The following is a 14,358-nucleotide window of genomic DNA, read 5'->3' on the forward strand; positions in this document are numbered from 1 at the left end:
GGCCGCCTATGTGTCAACTGGAGACTGACCGCCTGTTTCTGCGCCCCTTTACCGATGAGGACGCGGAGGGCCTGTACGCCTACGCCAGCCACCCGGAGGTGGGTCCTCCGGCGGGGTGGAAGCCCCACGAGAGCGTGGAGGAGAGCCTGCGGGTGATCCATGAGATCTTCCAGCCCGCCAACTCTCTGGCGGTGATCCGCAAGTCGGATGGCCGCCTCATCGGCTCGGCGGGCTTTGTGGACCGGCACCGCACTGAGCTGGGCACCCCCAGCGAGGAGATCGGCTACTCCCTGGCCCGGGACTGCTGGGGCCAGGGCCTGATCCCGGAGGCGGTAGAGGCTGTCATCCGATATTCCTTTACAGAGCTGGACTACCAGGCCCTGTGGGCGGCCTACTACGACGGCAACCGCAAGTCCAAGCGGGTGATGGAGAAGTGCGGCATGACCTACCGCCTGTCCCGGGTGGAGGACGTGGCCCAGCTGGGGGAGACCCGGCTGGCCCGCTACTATGCCATCACCAGGAGGGAATGGGAGAAGCGATGACGGAATATCAGATCCCCACCGCCCCCGGGGAGGCCGAGCTGGTGGAAAAGCGCTCCCGGTTCATCGGCCACGTGTGGCCGGTGGACAGCGAGGAGGAGGCCCGCTCCTGCATCGAGGCCATGAAGAAGAAATACTACGACGCCCGGCACAACTGCTGGTGCTATCGGATCAAGGACGGCGGCGTGGAGCGCTACTCCGACGACGGGGAGCCCCAGGGCACCGCCGGGCAGCCCATGCTCAACGTGTTCCAGCGGGAGGCCGTCACCAACGTGTGCTGCGTGGTGACCCGCTATTTCGGCGGCATCCTGCTGGGGGCGGGGGGCCTGGTGCGGGCCTACACCCAGGGGGCCAAGGACGCCCTGGACGCCGCCGGCATCTCGGTGGTCCGCCGCTGGATCGAGGTGACCGTCCCCTGTCCCTACGCCTTCTTTGAGCGGGTCCGCCAGGAGGTGGAGGGGCAGAACGGCGTGGTGGGGGACGTGGAGTACGCCGCCGACGTGACCATCCACGCCCTGCTGCCGGAGGGCAAGGTGGAGGGCTTTACATCCCGTCTCACCGAACTGACCGCCGGCGGCCTGACCGTCACTGTTGCGGGGGAGCAGTTCCGGGGCGTTCCGAAAAAAGAATTGTGAATAAATCGTAAATGTTTTAGGAAAGAGAAGGGTTTTTCCGGGAAAGGGCGTATATAAACAGATAGACCGGCGCGGAAAAAGGGAAGGCGGTGACCCTTTTTGACACTGAGAGAGCAGATCGAGCAGCGGGAACGGGAGACCCTGTCCCCCTATGCCTGCCTGTCCGCCCAGTCCAAGGGACGGCAGCGGCCTCTGGAGGACTGCCCCGTCCGCACCTGCTTCCAGCGGGACATTGACCGGATCGTCCACTCCAAGGCCTTCCGGCGGCTCAAGCACAAGACACAGGTCTTTCTGGAGCCGGAGGGGGACCACTACCGCACCCGGATGACCCACACCATCGAGGTCAGCCGCATCGCCCGCACCATCGCCCGGGGCCTGAGCCTCAACGAGGACCTGGCGGAGGCGGCGGCCTACGGCCACGATCTGGGCCACACCCCCTTCGGCCACGCCGGGGAGCGGGTGCTCAACGAGATCATGCCCGGGGGCTTTGCCCACAATGAGCAGTCCCTGCGGGTGGTGGACCGGCTGGAGAAGGACGGGGAGGGCCTCAACCTGACCTACGAGGTCCGCCGGGGCATTCTGTGTCACACCGGCCCCGACCGGGCGGAGACCCTGGAGGGTCAGCTCCTCCGCCTGGCGGACAAGATCGCCTACATCAACCACGACATTGACGACGCCATCCGGGGCAAGATCATCTACCCCATGGACATCCCCCTGTCGGTATCCCAGGTGCTGGGGTTCACTCATTCGGAGCGGATCAACACCCTGACGGTGGACATCATGACCCAGAGCGACGGGAAGAACGAGATCCTCCAGTCTCCCGCCTGCCGGGACGCCATGCACGAGCTGCGGGAGTTCATGTTCGAGTACGTCTACCGCAACCCGGTGGCCAAGGGGGAGGAGGGCAAGGCCCAGGATATGCTCCGCCGCCTGTTCGAGGCCTATGTGAAGGACCCGGACAAGCTGCCGCCGGAATACCAGGCCATCCGGGTGGAGGAGGGCGTGGAGCGGGCCGTCTGCGATTACATATCCGGCATGACGGACAAATACGCCGTGGAGCAGTTCGGGGAGCTGTTCATCCCCAAGGCCTGGAGCGTGAAGTAGCGCCCCCAGGTATGGACTTGGGACTTTTTGGAAAAGATAGTCGGAAGGAGGACATGCGGTGGCCATCCCGGAACAATTCATCGACGAGCTGGTGGCCCGCATCGATATTGCCGACGTAGTGGGCAGCTATGTCCACCTTACCCCCAAAGGGGGGAGCCTGTGGGGCTGCTGTCCCTTCCACAATGAGAAGACCCCTTCCTTCCATGTGGTCCCTGAGCGGCAGATCTACAAATGCTTCGGCTGCGGCAAGGGGGGCGGGGTGATCTCCTTTATCATGGAGATGGAGAACCTGTCCTTTCCCGACGCGGTGCGTCTGCTGGCCCAGCGGGCGGGCCTGGAGGTGCCGGACACCGGCACCGACGAGGCGGGCAGGAAGAAGCGGGCCCGGGTGCTGGAGGCCAACAAGCAGGCCGCCCGGTTCTACTATAATTATCTCAACAGCCCCGGGGGGCAGCGGGTGCGGGACTACATCGCCCAGCGGCAGATCAGCCACCGCTATGCCGTCCGGTTCGGCCTGGGAGCCGCCCCGGACAGCTGGGACGAGTTGACAAAAGCCCTTACCGCCCAGGGGTTCAGCAAAATGGAGCTGATCGACGCCGGCCTGGCGGTAGCCGGGAAAAACGGCGGCGTGTACGATAAATTCCGTGCCCGCCTGATGCTCCCCGTCATCGACGTGCGGGGGGACGTGGTGGGCTTCACCAGCCGGATCCTGCCGGGGGAGGAGGGGGCCAAGTACCTGAATACCCCGGAGACCATTGTGTTCCACAAGGGCAGGCTGATCTACGCCCTCAACCTGGCCAAGAACACCAAACGGCCCAACCTGGTGCTGGTGGAGGGCAATATCGACGTCATCACCCTCCATCAGGCGGGGTTTGACAACGTGGTGGCCACCATGGGTACCGCCCTCACCGAGGAGCACGCCCGCATCCTGTCCCGGTACACCAAGGAGCTGGTGCTGTGCTACGATAACGACACGGCGGGCAAAAAGTCCACCCAGCGGGTGCTGGACATTCTGAAGAATGCCGAGCTCACCGTGCGGGTGCTCCAGCTGCCCAACGCCTATGACAGCGAGGGTAAGCCCATCAAGCAGGACCCGGACGACTTTGTGAAGAAGTTCGGCCCGGCGGCCTTTGAGAAGTGCCTCAACGGCAGCGCGGGACAGAACGACTACCGGCTGGGCGATCTGATGAGCCGCCACGATCTGAGCAGTGAGGAGGGCCGGCTGGCCTATCTGAAGGAGGCGGTTGCCACGGTGGCCGCCCTGCAAAGCCCCATCGAGCGGGAGATCTATGGCAACAAAGCCGCCGCCGCCGCGGGCATCACCGGCCAGGCCTTTGGCCAGGAGGTGGCGCGGTACCGCAAGAACAAGACCTGGCAGGCCAGGAAACGGCAGGAGCGCCGGGATCTGACCCCGGCGGTCCGGGTCCAGCCCAGGGAGCGGGAGCTGCGGTACGACAATGTGCGCTCCGCCCGGGCGGAGGAAGGGGTCCTGCGGCTGCTGCTGCTGGAGCCCACCCTGTTCCCGGCGGTGGAGAAGCTGGAGCCGGAGCAATTCTCCGCTCCGGCGCTGGCCAAGATCTACGGCCTGCTCCGCCAGCGCCACCGGGAGGGGCGCAGCCTCCAGCTGGCCGCCCTGACGGGGGAACTGACAGCGGATGAAATGAGCTGCCTGGTAGATATTATGGACCAGCCGCAGGTCCTGTCCAACAGTGAACAGGCTCTGCGGGATTACATAGAGATCATAGAAACAGAAGCACTGAAGCGAGGCGGTTCGGAGCAAGATCCGCTGCTGGCCGCGCGGGAGAAATTCAGAGAGAAAAAATCGTATGGAGGATAACCGCATGAGTGAGAAGAAGACCACCGGCAAGAAGGTACACACCCTGACGCTGGAGGACCAGAACAAGCTTGCCCGGGAAAACGCCAAGAAAATGGAGCAGGGCAAGATCGAGGTCATGAAGGTGGTGGAAGGCGTCCAGGGCGCCGAGAAGCTGGCGGAGCTGATCGAGCGGGGCAAGAAAAACGGCAAGCTGTCGGCCAGCGAGCTGATGGACGTGCTGGAGAACATGGACCTGGAAAGCGAGCAGATGGACAAGATCTACGATACCCTGGAGAACCTGGGTATCGACACCGTGGGAGACGACTATCTGCCTGAGCTGGCCGACGACGTGGTGCCCCCTCTGGAGGAGCTCAACGAGATCGAGGAGCTGCCCGAGGAGGAGATCGTGGACCCCAACACTCTGGTGGACTCCTTCGGCATCGACGATCCTGTGCGCATGTACCTGAAGGAGATCGGCAAGGTGAATCTGCTCAGCCCCGACGAGGAGGTGCAGCTGGCCCAGGACATGGGGGCCGGCGACGCCGCCAAGGAGCAGCTGGATGAGCTGGAGGAGGCCAGGAAGAACGGGGAGGAGACCTCCGTCAGCGAGGAGGACGAGAAGGAGCTGCGCCGTCTGGTGAAGCGGGGCGAGGCCGCCAAGCAGCGCCTGGCGGAGGCCAACCTCCGTCTGGTGGTGTCCATCGCCAAGCGGTACGTGGGCCGGGGCATGCTGTTCCTGGACCTGATCCAGGAGGGCAACCTGGGCCTCATCAAGGCGGTGGAGAAGTTCGACTACACCAAGGGCTACAAGTTCTCCACCTACGCCACCTGGTGGATCCGGCAGGCCATTACCCGCGCCATCGCCGACCAGGCCCGCACCATCCGCATCCCCGTCCACATGGTGGAGACCATCAACAAGGTCATCCGTGTCTCCCGGCAGCTGCTCCAGGAGCTGGGCCACGACCCCACGCCGGAGGAGATCGCCGAGGAGATGAACATGCCGGTGGACAAGGTGCGGGAGATCCTGAAGATCGCCCAGGAGCCCGTCTCTCTGGAGACCCCCATCGGCGAGGAGGAGGATTCCCACCTGGGGGACTTCATCCCCGACGAGGACGCATCCGAGCCCTCCGAGGCCGCCTCCTTCACCCTGCTGAAGGAGCAGCTGGTGGACGTGCTGGGCACCCTGACCCCCCGGGAGGAGAAGGTGCTCAAGCTCCGCTTCGGCATTGAGGACGGCCGCACCCGCACCCTGGAGGAAGTGGGCAAGGAGTTCAACGTCACCCGGGAGCGCATCCGTCAGATCGAGGCCAAGGCCCTGCGGAAACTGAGACATCCTTCCCGCTCCAAGAAGCTGAAGGACTTTTTGAACTGAGTACAGCAGCGGCCCCGGCGGATTTTTCCGCCGGGGCCGTTTTTTATTTTTTGTGAAACGACAGGCCATCCTGGAACGAATATACCAACAGAAGGGCGGTGAGGCAGTGGAGGAGGAGCAAAAGTGGATCCGGGAGATCCAGCGACGGGGCTCCCGGCAGGCGGCAGACCGGCTGGTGCGGGCCTACTATGACGAGATCTACCGGTTTGCCTACCGCCAGCTGGGCCACAAGGAGGACGCCATGGACCTGACCCAGACCATTTTCCTGGCGGTGCTGCGGGCCCTGCCTTCCTTTGACGGACGGAAGGCCTCCTTCCGCACCTGGCTGTACCGCATCGCGGTGAACAAGACCATCGACTGCCGCCGGAGAGCCAGGGGGGACACCATGCCTCTGGAGGAGGCCGGAGCGCCGGATGGGACCGACTTTGCCGCCCAGGTCCAGGACCGGGACCTGCTGGACCGGCTGGAGGGATATGTTTCCCGCCTGGACCCGGACACCCAGGCGGTGTACCGCCTGCGGCTCTATGGAGAACGCACGTTTCCCGAGATCGCCGCCGCTCTGGGTCAGCCGGAGGCGGCGGTCAAGACCCGCTATTACCGGCTGATGGGCCGGCTGAGAAAGGAGTTTGGCTGATATGGAGCGTTGGAAGGAACAAATGCCCGCCCATGGGGAGCGGGAGGCGGCCATTTCCGCCATTCTGGATCAGGGGCTTGTGCCCAGGCCGGGGCTGGCGGCCACCCTCCGAACGGCTCTGGATGTCCGGGTGCTCTTTTTCGGGGTGGCCGACTGCATCTTTCTGAGCATCCTGGCGGCGGTGCTGCTGATGATCCCCCTGCTGGCCGCCGCCCTCCAGCTGCTGTCCCCGGCCCCCATGCTCTTTCTGGCTTCCCCGGCGCTGTACGCCCTGCTGCTGGGGCTCACCGCCTGGAAGGAGGCCCAGTCCGGTCTGCTGGACTGGAAGCGGAGCTGCCGGCTGTCCGTCCAGGCGGTGACCGCCCTGCGGATGGCGGTATTCGGCGGCGGCTCGGTGCTGGTGTGTGTGCCGGTGAACCTGTGGCTGTGGAAAGCCATGGGGGGTGAACTGCCCCTGAGCTGGATGCTGGGGGTGTCCCTGTCCAGCCTGTTCCTCTATGGCCTGCTGTCCCTGGCCTGCCTGGAGGGAAAGGGACGGGGGCGGCTGATCGCTCCGCCGGTGATCTGGGCGGCACTGGGGGGCCTGCTGCTGGCGTGGGACGGGGCGTCGGCCTGGCTGGCCGCCCTGCCCGGGGCGGTGTTCCTGACATTGGCCGGGGGAGCCCTGGCCCTGTATCTGCTGGAATTGAGACGGTTCTGCCTGGGGCGGAGGAGAGGAGAGGCTTATGCTTTCAGTTGAACATGTGACCAAGCGCTATGGGACTTTCACCGCCCTGGAGGACGTGAACCTGGCCTTTGAGCCGGGGGTGTACGGCCTGCTGGCCCCCAACGGGGCGGGCAAGACCACCCTTATCAAGCTGCTGGCCACCCTGCTCTTCCCCACGGAGGGGCAGATCCTGTGGGACGGGGAGGACATCCACACCCTGGGGGCGGAGTACCGGGGCCTGCTGGGCTACCTGCCCCAGGACTTCGGGTTTTACCCCTCCTACACCGCCCGGCAGTTCCTCCGCTACGCCGCCGCCCTCCAGTGCCTGCCCAAGGGGGAGGCGGAAAAGCGCATTGCGGAGCTGCTGGACACCGTGGGTCTGGCCGACGCGGCGGACAAGAAGCTGAAAACCTTCTCCGGCGGCATGCGCCAGCGGGTGGGCATCGCCGTGGCCATGCTCACGAACCCCAGACTGCTGCTGCTGGACGAGCCCACCGCCGGGCTGGACCCCCGGGAGCGGGTGCGCTTCCGCAACCTGATCCACGCCCTGGCCGCCGACCGGATCGTCATCCTGTCCACCCACATCGTCTCGGACATCGAGACCATCGCCGGGCAGATCGTCCTGTTCAAGGACCATAAACTGTACTGCTGCGACAGTCCCGCCCGCATCTGCGCCCAGTGGAAGGGCAGGGTTTGGCAGGTGCCGGCGGGCGCCGCCCTGGGCCCGGACCAGCTGGTCCTCAGCGAGGGCCAGAGCGAGGCCGGGGCGGTGCTGCGGGTGCTGTCCGACACGCCCCCGGCGGGAGCCGTTCCCGTGACGCCCGGCCTGGAGGACGCCTTCCTGGCCATCTACCGGGAGGAGGGAGGAGCATGAGGCTGGCGGTGTGGGAATGGCGGAAGCTGTTCCGCCTGCCCGCCCTGTGGGTGTTTGTGGGCCTGTGCCTGGTGTTCAACGGCCTGCTGCTGTCCTCACCCTCCGCCCTGGACCGGGCCTTCTTCAACGACACCTCGGCGGACGCCGCCCTCCTGGGCCAGCGGGTGGACCAGGCGTTCCTGACGGGGCTGGACGCCCTGCCGGACACCGAGAACCGGGCGCTTCTGCGCCCCTATGTGACCGGGCTGGAGAACACCCTGGAGGGCTACGACACCGGGGAGCTGACCGCTTTTTATCAGGAGCTGATGGAGGGGGACACCCTGGCCCAGAGCTGGATGGCCTGGAAGTACGGCCTGCTCCAGGCCCGGGTGGATCACCTGGCCCGGACCGGCGCCGCCCTGGACCTGTACGTGGGGCCCATCACCCACGACAGCCATCAGTACCTCTATGACACCCTGTTCCGGGCCATCGTGGCCGAGGGCATTCTATTGGGCCTGCTGTGCGCCCTCTATCTGGTGGGGTATGAGGGTATGAGCGGCACCCGTGCCCTGACCTGCGCCAGCCGGACGGGGCGGAAGCTGTGGCGGAGCAAGGCCCTGGCCGCCCTGGCCGCCGCCCTGGGGCTGTACGCCCTGCTGGTCCTGCTCACCCTGGGGCCCTATCTGATCCTGTGGGACTACGGCGGCATCTGGTCGGCCAGCGTGTCCAGCCAGTTCAACTATTTTGTAGATATGCTCCACCCCCGCCCCTTCCTCACCTGGGCGGACTTCACCGTGGGGAGCTATTTTGCCGCCATGGTGGCGGCCGGCGGGGCACTGGTGGCGGTCTTTACCCTGATGGGGGCTGTTGCGGGCCTGCTGATAGGCAATACTTACGGGGCGGCCATCGGGGCGGCGGCCCTGTGCGCTCTGATGATCGGCCTGTCCTCTGTCCTGGTCAACAACCTGGGCCTGTGGTGGGCCTATCTGCTCACCACCTTTTCCCCGGCCCATCTGTGGCTGTCCATCAGCGGCTGGTTCACCGAGCTGGGGCAGGGCGGGCTTATCCCCTGGCAGGAGACGGCGGGGCTGGCCCTCAACCTGCTGGTGTGGGGCGGCTTCACTCTGCTGGCCCTGAGGCGGTTCGGAAGAAAGGATGTGGCGTGAATGGCTCTGCTGAAATGGGAACTGAAAAAGATCTGGCGGCCCGGCCTGCTGCTGGCCATCGCCCTCATCGGCCTGGTGTTTTATGACGCGCGGCCCGGCTTTTATCTGGAATATTTCTGGGATTCCAGCGACTGGAGGGGCGCCCAGGCTCAGCTCTCCTCCGGCTGGCTGGAGGCCTGCGGCACCACCATGGAGCCGGAGGAACGGGCTCAGCTGGACGGCCAGCTGGAAGATCTGGAGGCGGAGTTTGCCCGGCAGGCGGCCCAGGTCCCCGGGGCCGCGGAGGCGGGGATCACCGATTACGAGAGCTATCTGGACTGGGAGGCGGACTACCACAACAGCTCCCAGGCAGGGACGCGGACGGAGGAGGATTCCGACCTGTCCCGGGCCATCTACTATACCACCAATCTGAACACAATAGAATCGCTGCTTCAGTTTATGGAGAACTATGACACCCTGGCGGCGGGGGAAGTGCCGGAGGCCTGGGGCGGTGAAGTGGGGGACTATTCTCCCGCCCACCAGCCCAGCATCCGGCGGGTGGAGGATGTGAGAGCGGAGGGCGTCTATGGCTTCCTGCCCGGCACCGTGACAAACAATACCGACAACTTCTTTCACTACTTCGCCATCTGGTGCGTCTTCAGCGCGGTGCTGCTGCTGTCCCCCACCCTGGTGCGGGACGCCCTCCGCCGCACCAGAGCCATGCAGTGGACTTCCCGCCGGGGGCGGGGGGTGCTGAATGCCCAGATGGGGGCGGCCCTGCTGTCCGGGGTGCTGCTCACCCTGCTCAACTGCGCCGTCTACCTGGGCCCCTTCCTGGCCACCGGGGCGCTGCGGTTTCGGAACTGCCCCCTGGTCAGTGTGTGGAACGCTGAATTTCCCTGGTTCGACTGGACTTATGGCCAGTATCTGCTGATCCTGCTGGGGCTTACCTTCCTGCTTGCCCTGGCGGCCTCCGGGTTCACGGTGGTGCTCTCCCGGTTCAGTGCCAGCTATGTGGCCATGCTCCTCAAGGCCATCCCCCTGATCTTCGTGCTGTGCTGGGGCGTGGTGCCCTGGATCATGGCGGGAGCGGGACTGTTCATGAGCAGTCCCGTCCGGCTCACCGGCCTGCCGGGGACGGAGTTCCTCTGCGCCGCACTGGCCGCCTTGCTGGCCCTGGCTCTGTGCGTTATGACCATCCGCCGCCAGCGGAAGGCAGAGCTGTAAAAAAACACCCCGGTTCGTTCAGACGAACCGGGGCGTTTTGATTTTTACGGAGCGGCTGTCGTTTCCTGCGCGATGGGGGAGAAGTATTTCTCCCGGTACTGCCCGAACAGCTGGTCGAACTCCGGGTTGGTACCGCCGTGGTGCAGGTCCCGGGTGTAGGCGTGGGAGTCGATCCGCGCCTTGTCCTCCTTGGAGGCGGTCTGGCGCACGATGCGCAGGGCCACGTTGGAGCAGTGGTCGGAAATGCGCTCCAGATTGATGAGCAACTCCAGGAACTGGGTGCCCAATTCTATGGTACACTCGCCGGTCTTCAGCCGCTCCACGTGGCGGTTCTTCAGCGTGTCGGCGATCAGGTCCACCACTTCCTCCAGGGGTTCCACCTGGACGGCCACAGCCCGCTGCCTGCTCTGGTAGCAGGCGATGGTCTTTTCCAGCGTCTCATTCACCGCGGCGGCCAGCTGATCCAGTTCCATCTGGGCCTGAGCGGGGAAGGACATGCCCCGGTTACGGAGAATCACCGCACATTCTGACACGTTGACGGCATAATCGCCGATCCGCTCGAAGTCGGACAGGGTGTGGAGCAGTTCGGACACCTTGGTACTCTCCTCCGGAGAGAGCGCCCGGTCAGTCAGTTTTACCAGGTAGTTGTCCAGCAGACCCTCCAGCTTGTCCAGGGCGGTCTCGGTCTCATTGAGCCGCTCCAGCTTCTTGGGGTCGAACTTTTTGATCAGGTCCACCGACAGAAGGAAGTTGTCCCGGGCGAACTCACCCATCTGCACCACCGCGTCATGGGACTTTTCCAGCGCCAGGGAGGGGGAGGACAGGAAGCGGTCATCCAGCACGGACAGCTCCCGCTCCTCGGCATCGCCGGGCACCACCAGCTTCACCAGCTTGACCAGCTGCCGGTGGAAGGGGAGCAGCAGGGCGGTGCAGGCCACGTTGAAGGCCAGGTGCAGGTTGGCGATGGAGCTCATGGTCATAGTGGTACCCCAGAAGGGGAACCGGAACAGGGCGTTGCCGGCGTAAAGCACCACCAGGAAAAAGACCGAGCCGATAATATTGAAGAACAGATGGATCATAGCGGTGCGCTTGGCGTTGCGGGAGGCGCCGATGGAGGAGATCAGGGCGGTGATGCAGGTGCCGATGTTCTGGCCCATGATCAGGGGCATGGCGATATGGAAGGAGACCACGCCGGTGGTGCTGATAGCCTGCAGAATGCCCATGGAGGCGGAGGAGGACTGGAGCAGGGCGGTGATGAGGGCGCCTACGGCCACACCCAGGAAGGGGTTGGAGAAGGCGGTAAACACGGCCTGGAACTCCGGCAGGTCCTGAAGAGGCTCCACCGCGGCGGACATGGTGTTCATGCCGATAAACAGCAGGCCCAGTCCCAGAACGATCTGGCCCACCGTCTTTTTGTGCCCGCCCTTGATGAACATATAGAAGATAATGCCGATGACCGCCAGAATGGGGCCCAGAAAGGAGGGCTTGAGGAACATCAGCACGATGTTGTCCGAGGAAATATCACCCAGGCTCAGCAGCTGGGCGGTGACGGTGGTGCCGATGTTGGCGCCCATGATGATGCCCACCGTCTGCTCCAGCTTCATGATGCCGGCGTTGACGAAGCCCACGCACATGACGGTGGTGGCGGCGGAGCTTTGGATCAGGCCGGTGACCACGGCGCCCAGCAGGACGCCCTTGAACACGTTGCTGGTCAGCCGTTCCAGGATGTTTTCCAACCGGCCGCTGGACAGCTTTTCCAGACCGTCGGTCATGGTGGACATGCCAAACAGGAAGGTGGCCACAGCGCCAAATACGGCGATGATATTTGCAAGCTCCACAATTCTCCCCCAAATCTGGCCCTCTTGGCCAAATAATCACAAACACATCAAATTGTACGATTCAATTATAGTCCACCCGCCGGCCTTCGTAAATGGCAGCGGCGCTTTTTCGGGAAATTTGGTGGTTGTGCCAAAATGAAGGAGTGCTTTTTAGACGAAATTTCGGAGTATACGGAGAGCGGGAAAACTTAGCCCGGACAGCTGTTCTGCGGCAGAGGGGCGCCGGGCCGGGGAGCGGCGGTGCGCAGGGCCCGGTAGGTGCGGACCAGCACCGCGGCGGAGATCAGGAAGGTGAGCACATCGGATACCGGCATGGAGTACAGCACGCCGTCCAGACCGAAGAAATGGGGGAGAAGCAGGGACAGACCCACGCCGAAAATTACCTCCCGGATCATGGACAGGGCAGTGGACAGGAAGGACTTGCCTAGGGCCTGGAGGTAGATGAAGGCGGCCTTGTTCACCGTGGCCAGGATCATCATGCACAGGTAGACCCGGAAGCAGCGGACAGCAAACTGGGTGTAGTAGGCGCTCTCGTTGGCGGCGCCGAACAGGCCGATGAGCTGCCGTGGGAAGAGCTCTACGATCACCAGCGCCAGTGCGCCCACGGCGGCCTCAGCCAGGACCAGCCGGGTGAGCAGGCTGGCGGCCCGATCCCGGCGCTCCGCCCCCAGGTTATAGCCGATGATGGGGATGCACCCGGCGGCCATGCCTACCGCCACGGAAATGACGATCTGGAAAAACTTCATCACGATGCCCAGCACCGCCAGGGGGATCTGGGCGTATTGGGCCTGGGAGAAGATCGGGTCCAGAGCGCCATATTTCAGGGTCATGTTCTGGATGGCGGCCATGGCGGCCACCAGGGAGATCTGGGACAGGAAGCTGCAGATGCCCAGGGGCAGATAGCGCCTGGCCAGGTCCCCGTGGAGCCGGAAGCAGCTCTTGTCCAGCCGGACAGCCTTCATATGGCGCAGATACCAGATGGACAGAAAGGCGGTGAGGATCTGGCCCAGGATAGTGGCGACAGCGGCTCCCATCATACCCCAGCGGCAGCCGAAGATGAACACCGGGTCCAGGATCAGGTTGACCACCGCCCCCGCCAGGGTGGAGGCCATGGCGAACCGGGGGCTGCCGTCGGAGCGGATGATGGGGTTCATGGCCTGGCCGAACAGGTAGAAGGGGACCCCCAGGGTGATCCAGAAGAAGTACTCCCTGGAGCAGGCGTAGGTCTCCGGATTGACCTGCCCGCCGAACGCGGTCAGGATCTGTGGGGAGAAAAGCAGATAGCAGACGGTCAGCAGAATACCAAGCAGCACGCTGAGCAGGATGGCGCTGCCGATGCTCTTCCGGGCACGATCCGTCTGGCCGGAGCCCAGGCTGATGCTGACAAAGGCGCAGCAGCCGTCTCCGATCATCACCGCGATGGCCAGGGCCACCACGGTCAGGGGAAAGACCACCGTGTTGGCAGCGTTGCCGTAGGAGCCCAGATAGCTGGCGTTGGCAATGAAGATCTGATCCACAATGTTATAAAGCGCCGCCACCAGCAGGGAGATGATACAGGGGATGGCATAGCGCCGCATCAGGTTTCCGATGGGCTGGGTGACCAGAAATGAGTTGGATTGTTCGTGCATAAGCAGCAGCCTCCTTTTTTGCTGGACCCGTTGACGGGCGACAAAAAAGCGTGTGGCCGAAAGCTGGATTTATGCCTTCGGCCACACGCTATACACTTATTATAAAATGCCGCCCGCCCTTTTTCAAAGGCAGATTTCAACAAAACAGCAGGGGCTGCTGTGGGACATTTTTCAGAAGAACGGCTCAGATCTGGTCGGCCGCCTTCCGGGGCTTGGCGGAAAAGGCGTCCCCGTGGACGATGTACCGGGAGACCACCTTGTACACCAGGAAGGTGACGACCGAGTTGGCGCCCGCCTTGATCAGGTTGAAGGGAGCGATGAAGGGGAACAGCAGGGTGTCCACATAGGCCCGGTTGGCGGCCACAGCGGCGGCGTCGCTGATGTCGGCGGTGATAAAGTAGGGGGTCAGGAAGTGGTTGAACACCATCATGGCCACGGTCATGGCCAGCACGCCGGCCACCAGGGCGATCACCGCGCCGGAGCGGGTGTGGCGGATCTTATAGATGGTGCCCGCCACCAGCACCAGGGTGGAGGTGGCGAAGATGTGCATAGCGATACCCATGACGCCGCTCTGGGCGCTGACGGTAAAGCCCTGGATCAGGCTGGCCACCACCGCCAGCACGATGCCGGCCAGGGGGCCGTAGGCGAAGGTGCCGATGAGGATGGGAATGTCGGCGGGGTCATACTCCAGGAAGGCCACCGGGGCGAAGATGGGAAAGTGGACCAGGGACACCAGAACAATGGACAGAGCCACCAGCATGGCCATGACGGCCAGCTTCTTGATGCGGGCGGATCTTGCAGACATAAAAAACACTCCTTAGAAAACAGTAACACCCGAAAGACCATGTCTTCCAGGTGTCA

The 14,358-nt window shown here is 64.0% G+C and carries 13 protein-coding genes; 10 read left to right on the plus strand and 3 right to left on the minus strand.

The window, feature by feature from the left end; all coding sequences use genetic code 11:
- Positions 1-8: 8 nt before the first annotated feature.
- The 10 genes from E0E41_RS17565 to E0E41_RS17610 all read left to right on the plus strand — a co-directional run bounded on the left by E0E41_RS17565 (position 9) and on the right by E0E41_RS17610 (position 10,031).
- Positions 9-542 (plus strand): GNAT family N-acetyltransferase, encoded by a 534-nt coding sequence (locus E0E41_RS17565; protein WP_130871172.1) that lies wholly within the window; start codon positions 9-11, stop codon positions 540-542.
- Positions 527-1,174 (plus strand): YigZ family protein, encoded by a 648-nt coding sequence (locus tag E0E41_RS17570; RefSeq protein WP_438819474.1) that lies wholly within the window; start codon positions 527-529, stop codon positions 1,172-1,174. The genes E0E41_RS17565 and E0E41_RS17570 overlap by 16 nt, the downstream gene beginning before the upstream one ends.
- Positions 1,175-1,273: 99 nt before the next feature.
- Positions 1,274-2,278, plus strand: coding sequence for a deoxyguanosinetriphosphate triphosphohydrolase (locus E0E41_RS17575; RefSeq protein ID WP_130871173.1), 1,005 nt, complete (start codon positions 1,274-1,276; stop codon positions 2,276-2,278).
- 58 nt (positions 2,279-2,336) lie between these two features.
- Complete coding sequence (gene dnaG, locus E0E41_RS17580) at positions 2,337-4,115, plus strand: DNA primase (protein WP_130871174.1); 1,779 nt, start codon at positions 2,337-2,339, stop codon at positions 4,113-4,115.
- A gap of 4 nt (positions 4,116-4,119) precedes the next feature.
- Positions 4,120-5,466 carry an RNA polymerase sigma factor RpoD gene (rpoD, locus tag E0E41_RS17585; protein ID WP_242623866.1) on the plus strand — a complete coding sequence of 449 codons (1,347 nt, stop codon included), beginning with the start codon at positions 4,120-4,122 and terminating at the stop codon, positions 5,464-5,466.
- A gap of 106 nt (positions 5,467-5,572) precedes the next feature.
- Positions 5,573-6,100: an RNA polymerase sigma factor gene (locus E0E41_RS17590; RefSeq protein WP_130871175.1), complete on the plus strand. Its 528-nt coding sequence runs from the start codon at positions 5,573-5,575 to the stop codon at positions 6,098-6,100.
- Between the two features lies 1 nt (position 6,101).
- Positions 6,102-6,839, plus strand: a complete 738-nt coding sequence (locus tag E0E41_RS17595) for a hypothetical protein (protein ID WP_130871176.1) — start codon at positions 6,102-6,104, stop codon at positions 6,837-6,839.
- Positions 6,826-7,680: an ABC transporter ATP-binding protein gene (locus E0E41_RS17600; protein WP_130871177.1), complete on the plus strand. Its 855-nt coding sequence runs from the start codon at positions 6,826-6,828 to the stop codon at positions 7,678-7,680. Before E0E41_RS17595 ends, E0E41_RS17600 begins: the two co-directional genes overlap by 14 nt.
- Positions 7,677-8,825, plus strand: a complete 1,149-nt coding sequence (locus E0E41_RS17605) for a hypothetical protein (protein ID WP_130871178.1) — start codon at positions 7,677-7,679, stop codon at positions 8,823-8,825. Before E0E41_RS17600 ends, E0E41_RS17605 begins: the two co-directional genes overlap by 4 nt.
- Positions 8,826-10,031: an ABC transporter permease gene (locus tag E0E41_RS17610; RefSeq protein WP_130871179.1), complete on the plus strand. Its 1,206-nt coding sequence runs from the start codon at positions 8,826-8,828 to the stop codon at positions 10,029-10,031. It begins immediately after the preceding gene.
- Between the two features lie 44 nt (positions 10,032-10,075).
- Here the strand turns inward: E0E41_RS17610 and E0E41_RS17615 are convergent, their stop codons facing one another.
- From E0E41_RS17615 to E0E41_RS17625, 3 genes are all read right to left on the minus strand, one after another.
- Positions 10,076-11,869, minus strand: coding sequence for a Na/Pi cotransporter family protein (locus tag E0E41_RS17615; RefSeq protein ID WP_130871180.1), 1,794 nt, complete (start codon positions 11,867-11,869; stop codon positions 10,076-10,078).
- 188 nt (positions 11,870-12,057) lie between these two features.
- The gene (locus E0E41_RS17620; protein ID WP_130871181.1) at positions 12,058-13,497 is read right to left on the minus strand and encodes an MATE family efflux transporter; all 1,440 of its coding nucleotides are present in this window, start codon (positions 13,495-13,497) and stop codon (positions 12,058-12,060) included.
- A 184-nt stretch (positions 13,498-13,681) separates the two neighbouring features.
- The gene (locus E0E41_RS17625) at positions 13,682-14,302 is read right to left on the minus strand and encodes an ECF transporter S component (RefSeq protein ID WP_130871182.1); all 621 of its coding nucleotides are present in this window, start codon (positions 14,300-14,302) and stop codon (positions 13,682-13,684) included.
- Positions 14,303-14,358 lie beyond the last annotated feature (56 nt).

Origin of the sequence: Intestinimonas massiliensis (ex Afouda et al. 2020) (assembly GCF_900626285.1) — a bacterium.
GTDB classification, from domain to species: domain Bacteria; phylum Bacillota; class Clostridia; order Oscillospirales; family Oscillospiraceae; genus Flavonifractor; species Flavonifractor massiliensis_A.

Bases quoted from the DNA above. Each gene is read 5' to 3' on its own strand.
- E0E41_RS17595 (WP_130871176.1), top strand. From the start codon at position 6,102: ATGGAGCGTTGGAAGGAACAAATGCCCGCCCATGGGGAGCGGGAGGCG.
- E0E41_RS17625 (WP_130871182.1), bottom strand. From the start codon at position 14,302: ATGTCTGCAAGATCCGCCCGCATCAAGAAGCTGGCCGTCATGGCCATG.
- E0E41_RS17620 (WP_130871181.1), bottom strand. From the start codon at position 13,497: ATGCACGAACAATCCAACTCATTTCTGGTCACCCAGCCCATCGGAAAC.
- E0E41_RS17610 (WP_130871179.1), top strand. From the start codon at position 8,826: ATGGCTCTGCTGAAATGGGAACTGAAAAAGATCTGGCGGCCCGGCCTG.
- E0E41_RS17565 (WP_130871172.1), top strand. From the start codon at position 9: ATGTGTCAACTGGAGACTGACCGCCTGTTTCTGCGCCCCTTTACCGAT.
- E0E41_RS17570 (WP_438819474.1), top strand. From the start codon at position 527: ATGGGAGAAGCGATGACGGAATATCAGATCCCCACCGCCCCCGGGGAG.
- rpoD (WP_242623866.1), top strand. From the start codon at position 4,120: ATGAGTGAGAAGAAGACCACCGGCAAGAAGGTACACACCCTGACGCTG.
- E0E41_RS17605 (WP_130871178.1), top strand. From the start codon at position 7,677: ATGAGGCTGGCGGTGTGGGAATGGCGGAAGCTGTTCCGCCTGCCCGCC.
- E0E41_RS17600 (WP_130871177.1), top strand. From the start codon at position 6,826: ATGCTTTCAGTTGAACATGTGACCAAGCGCTATGGGACTTTCACCGCC.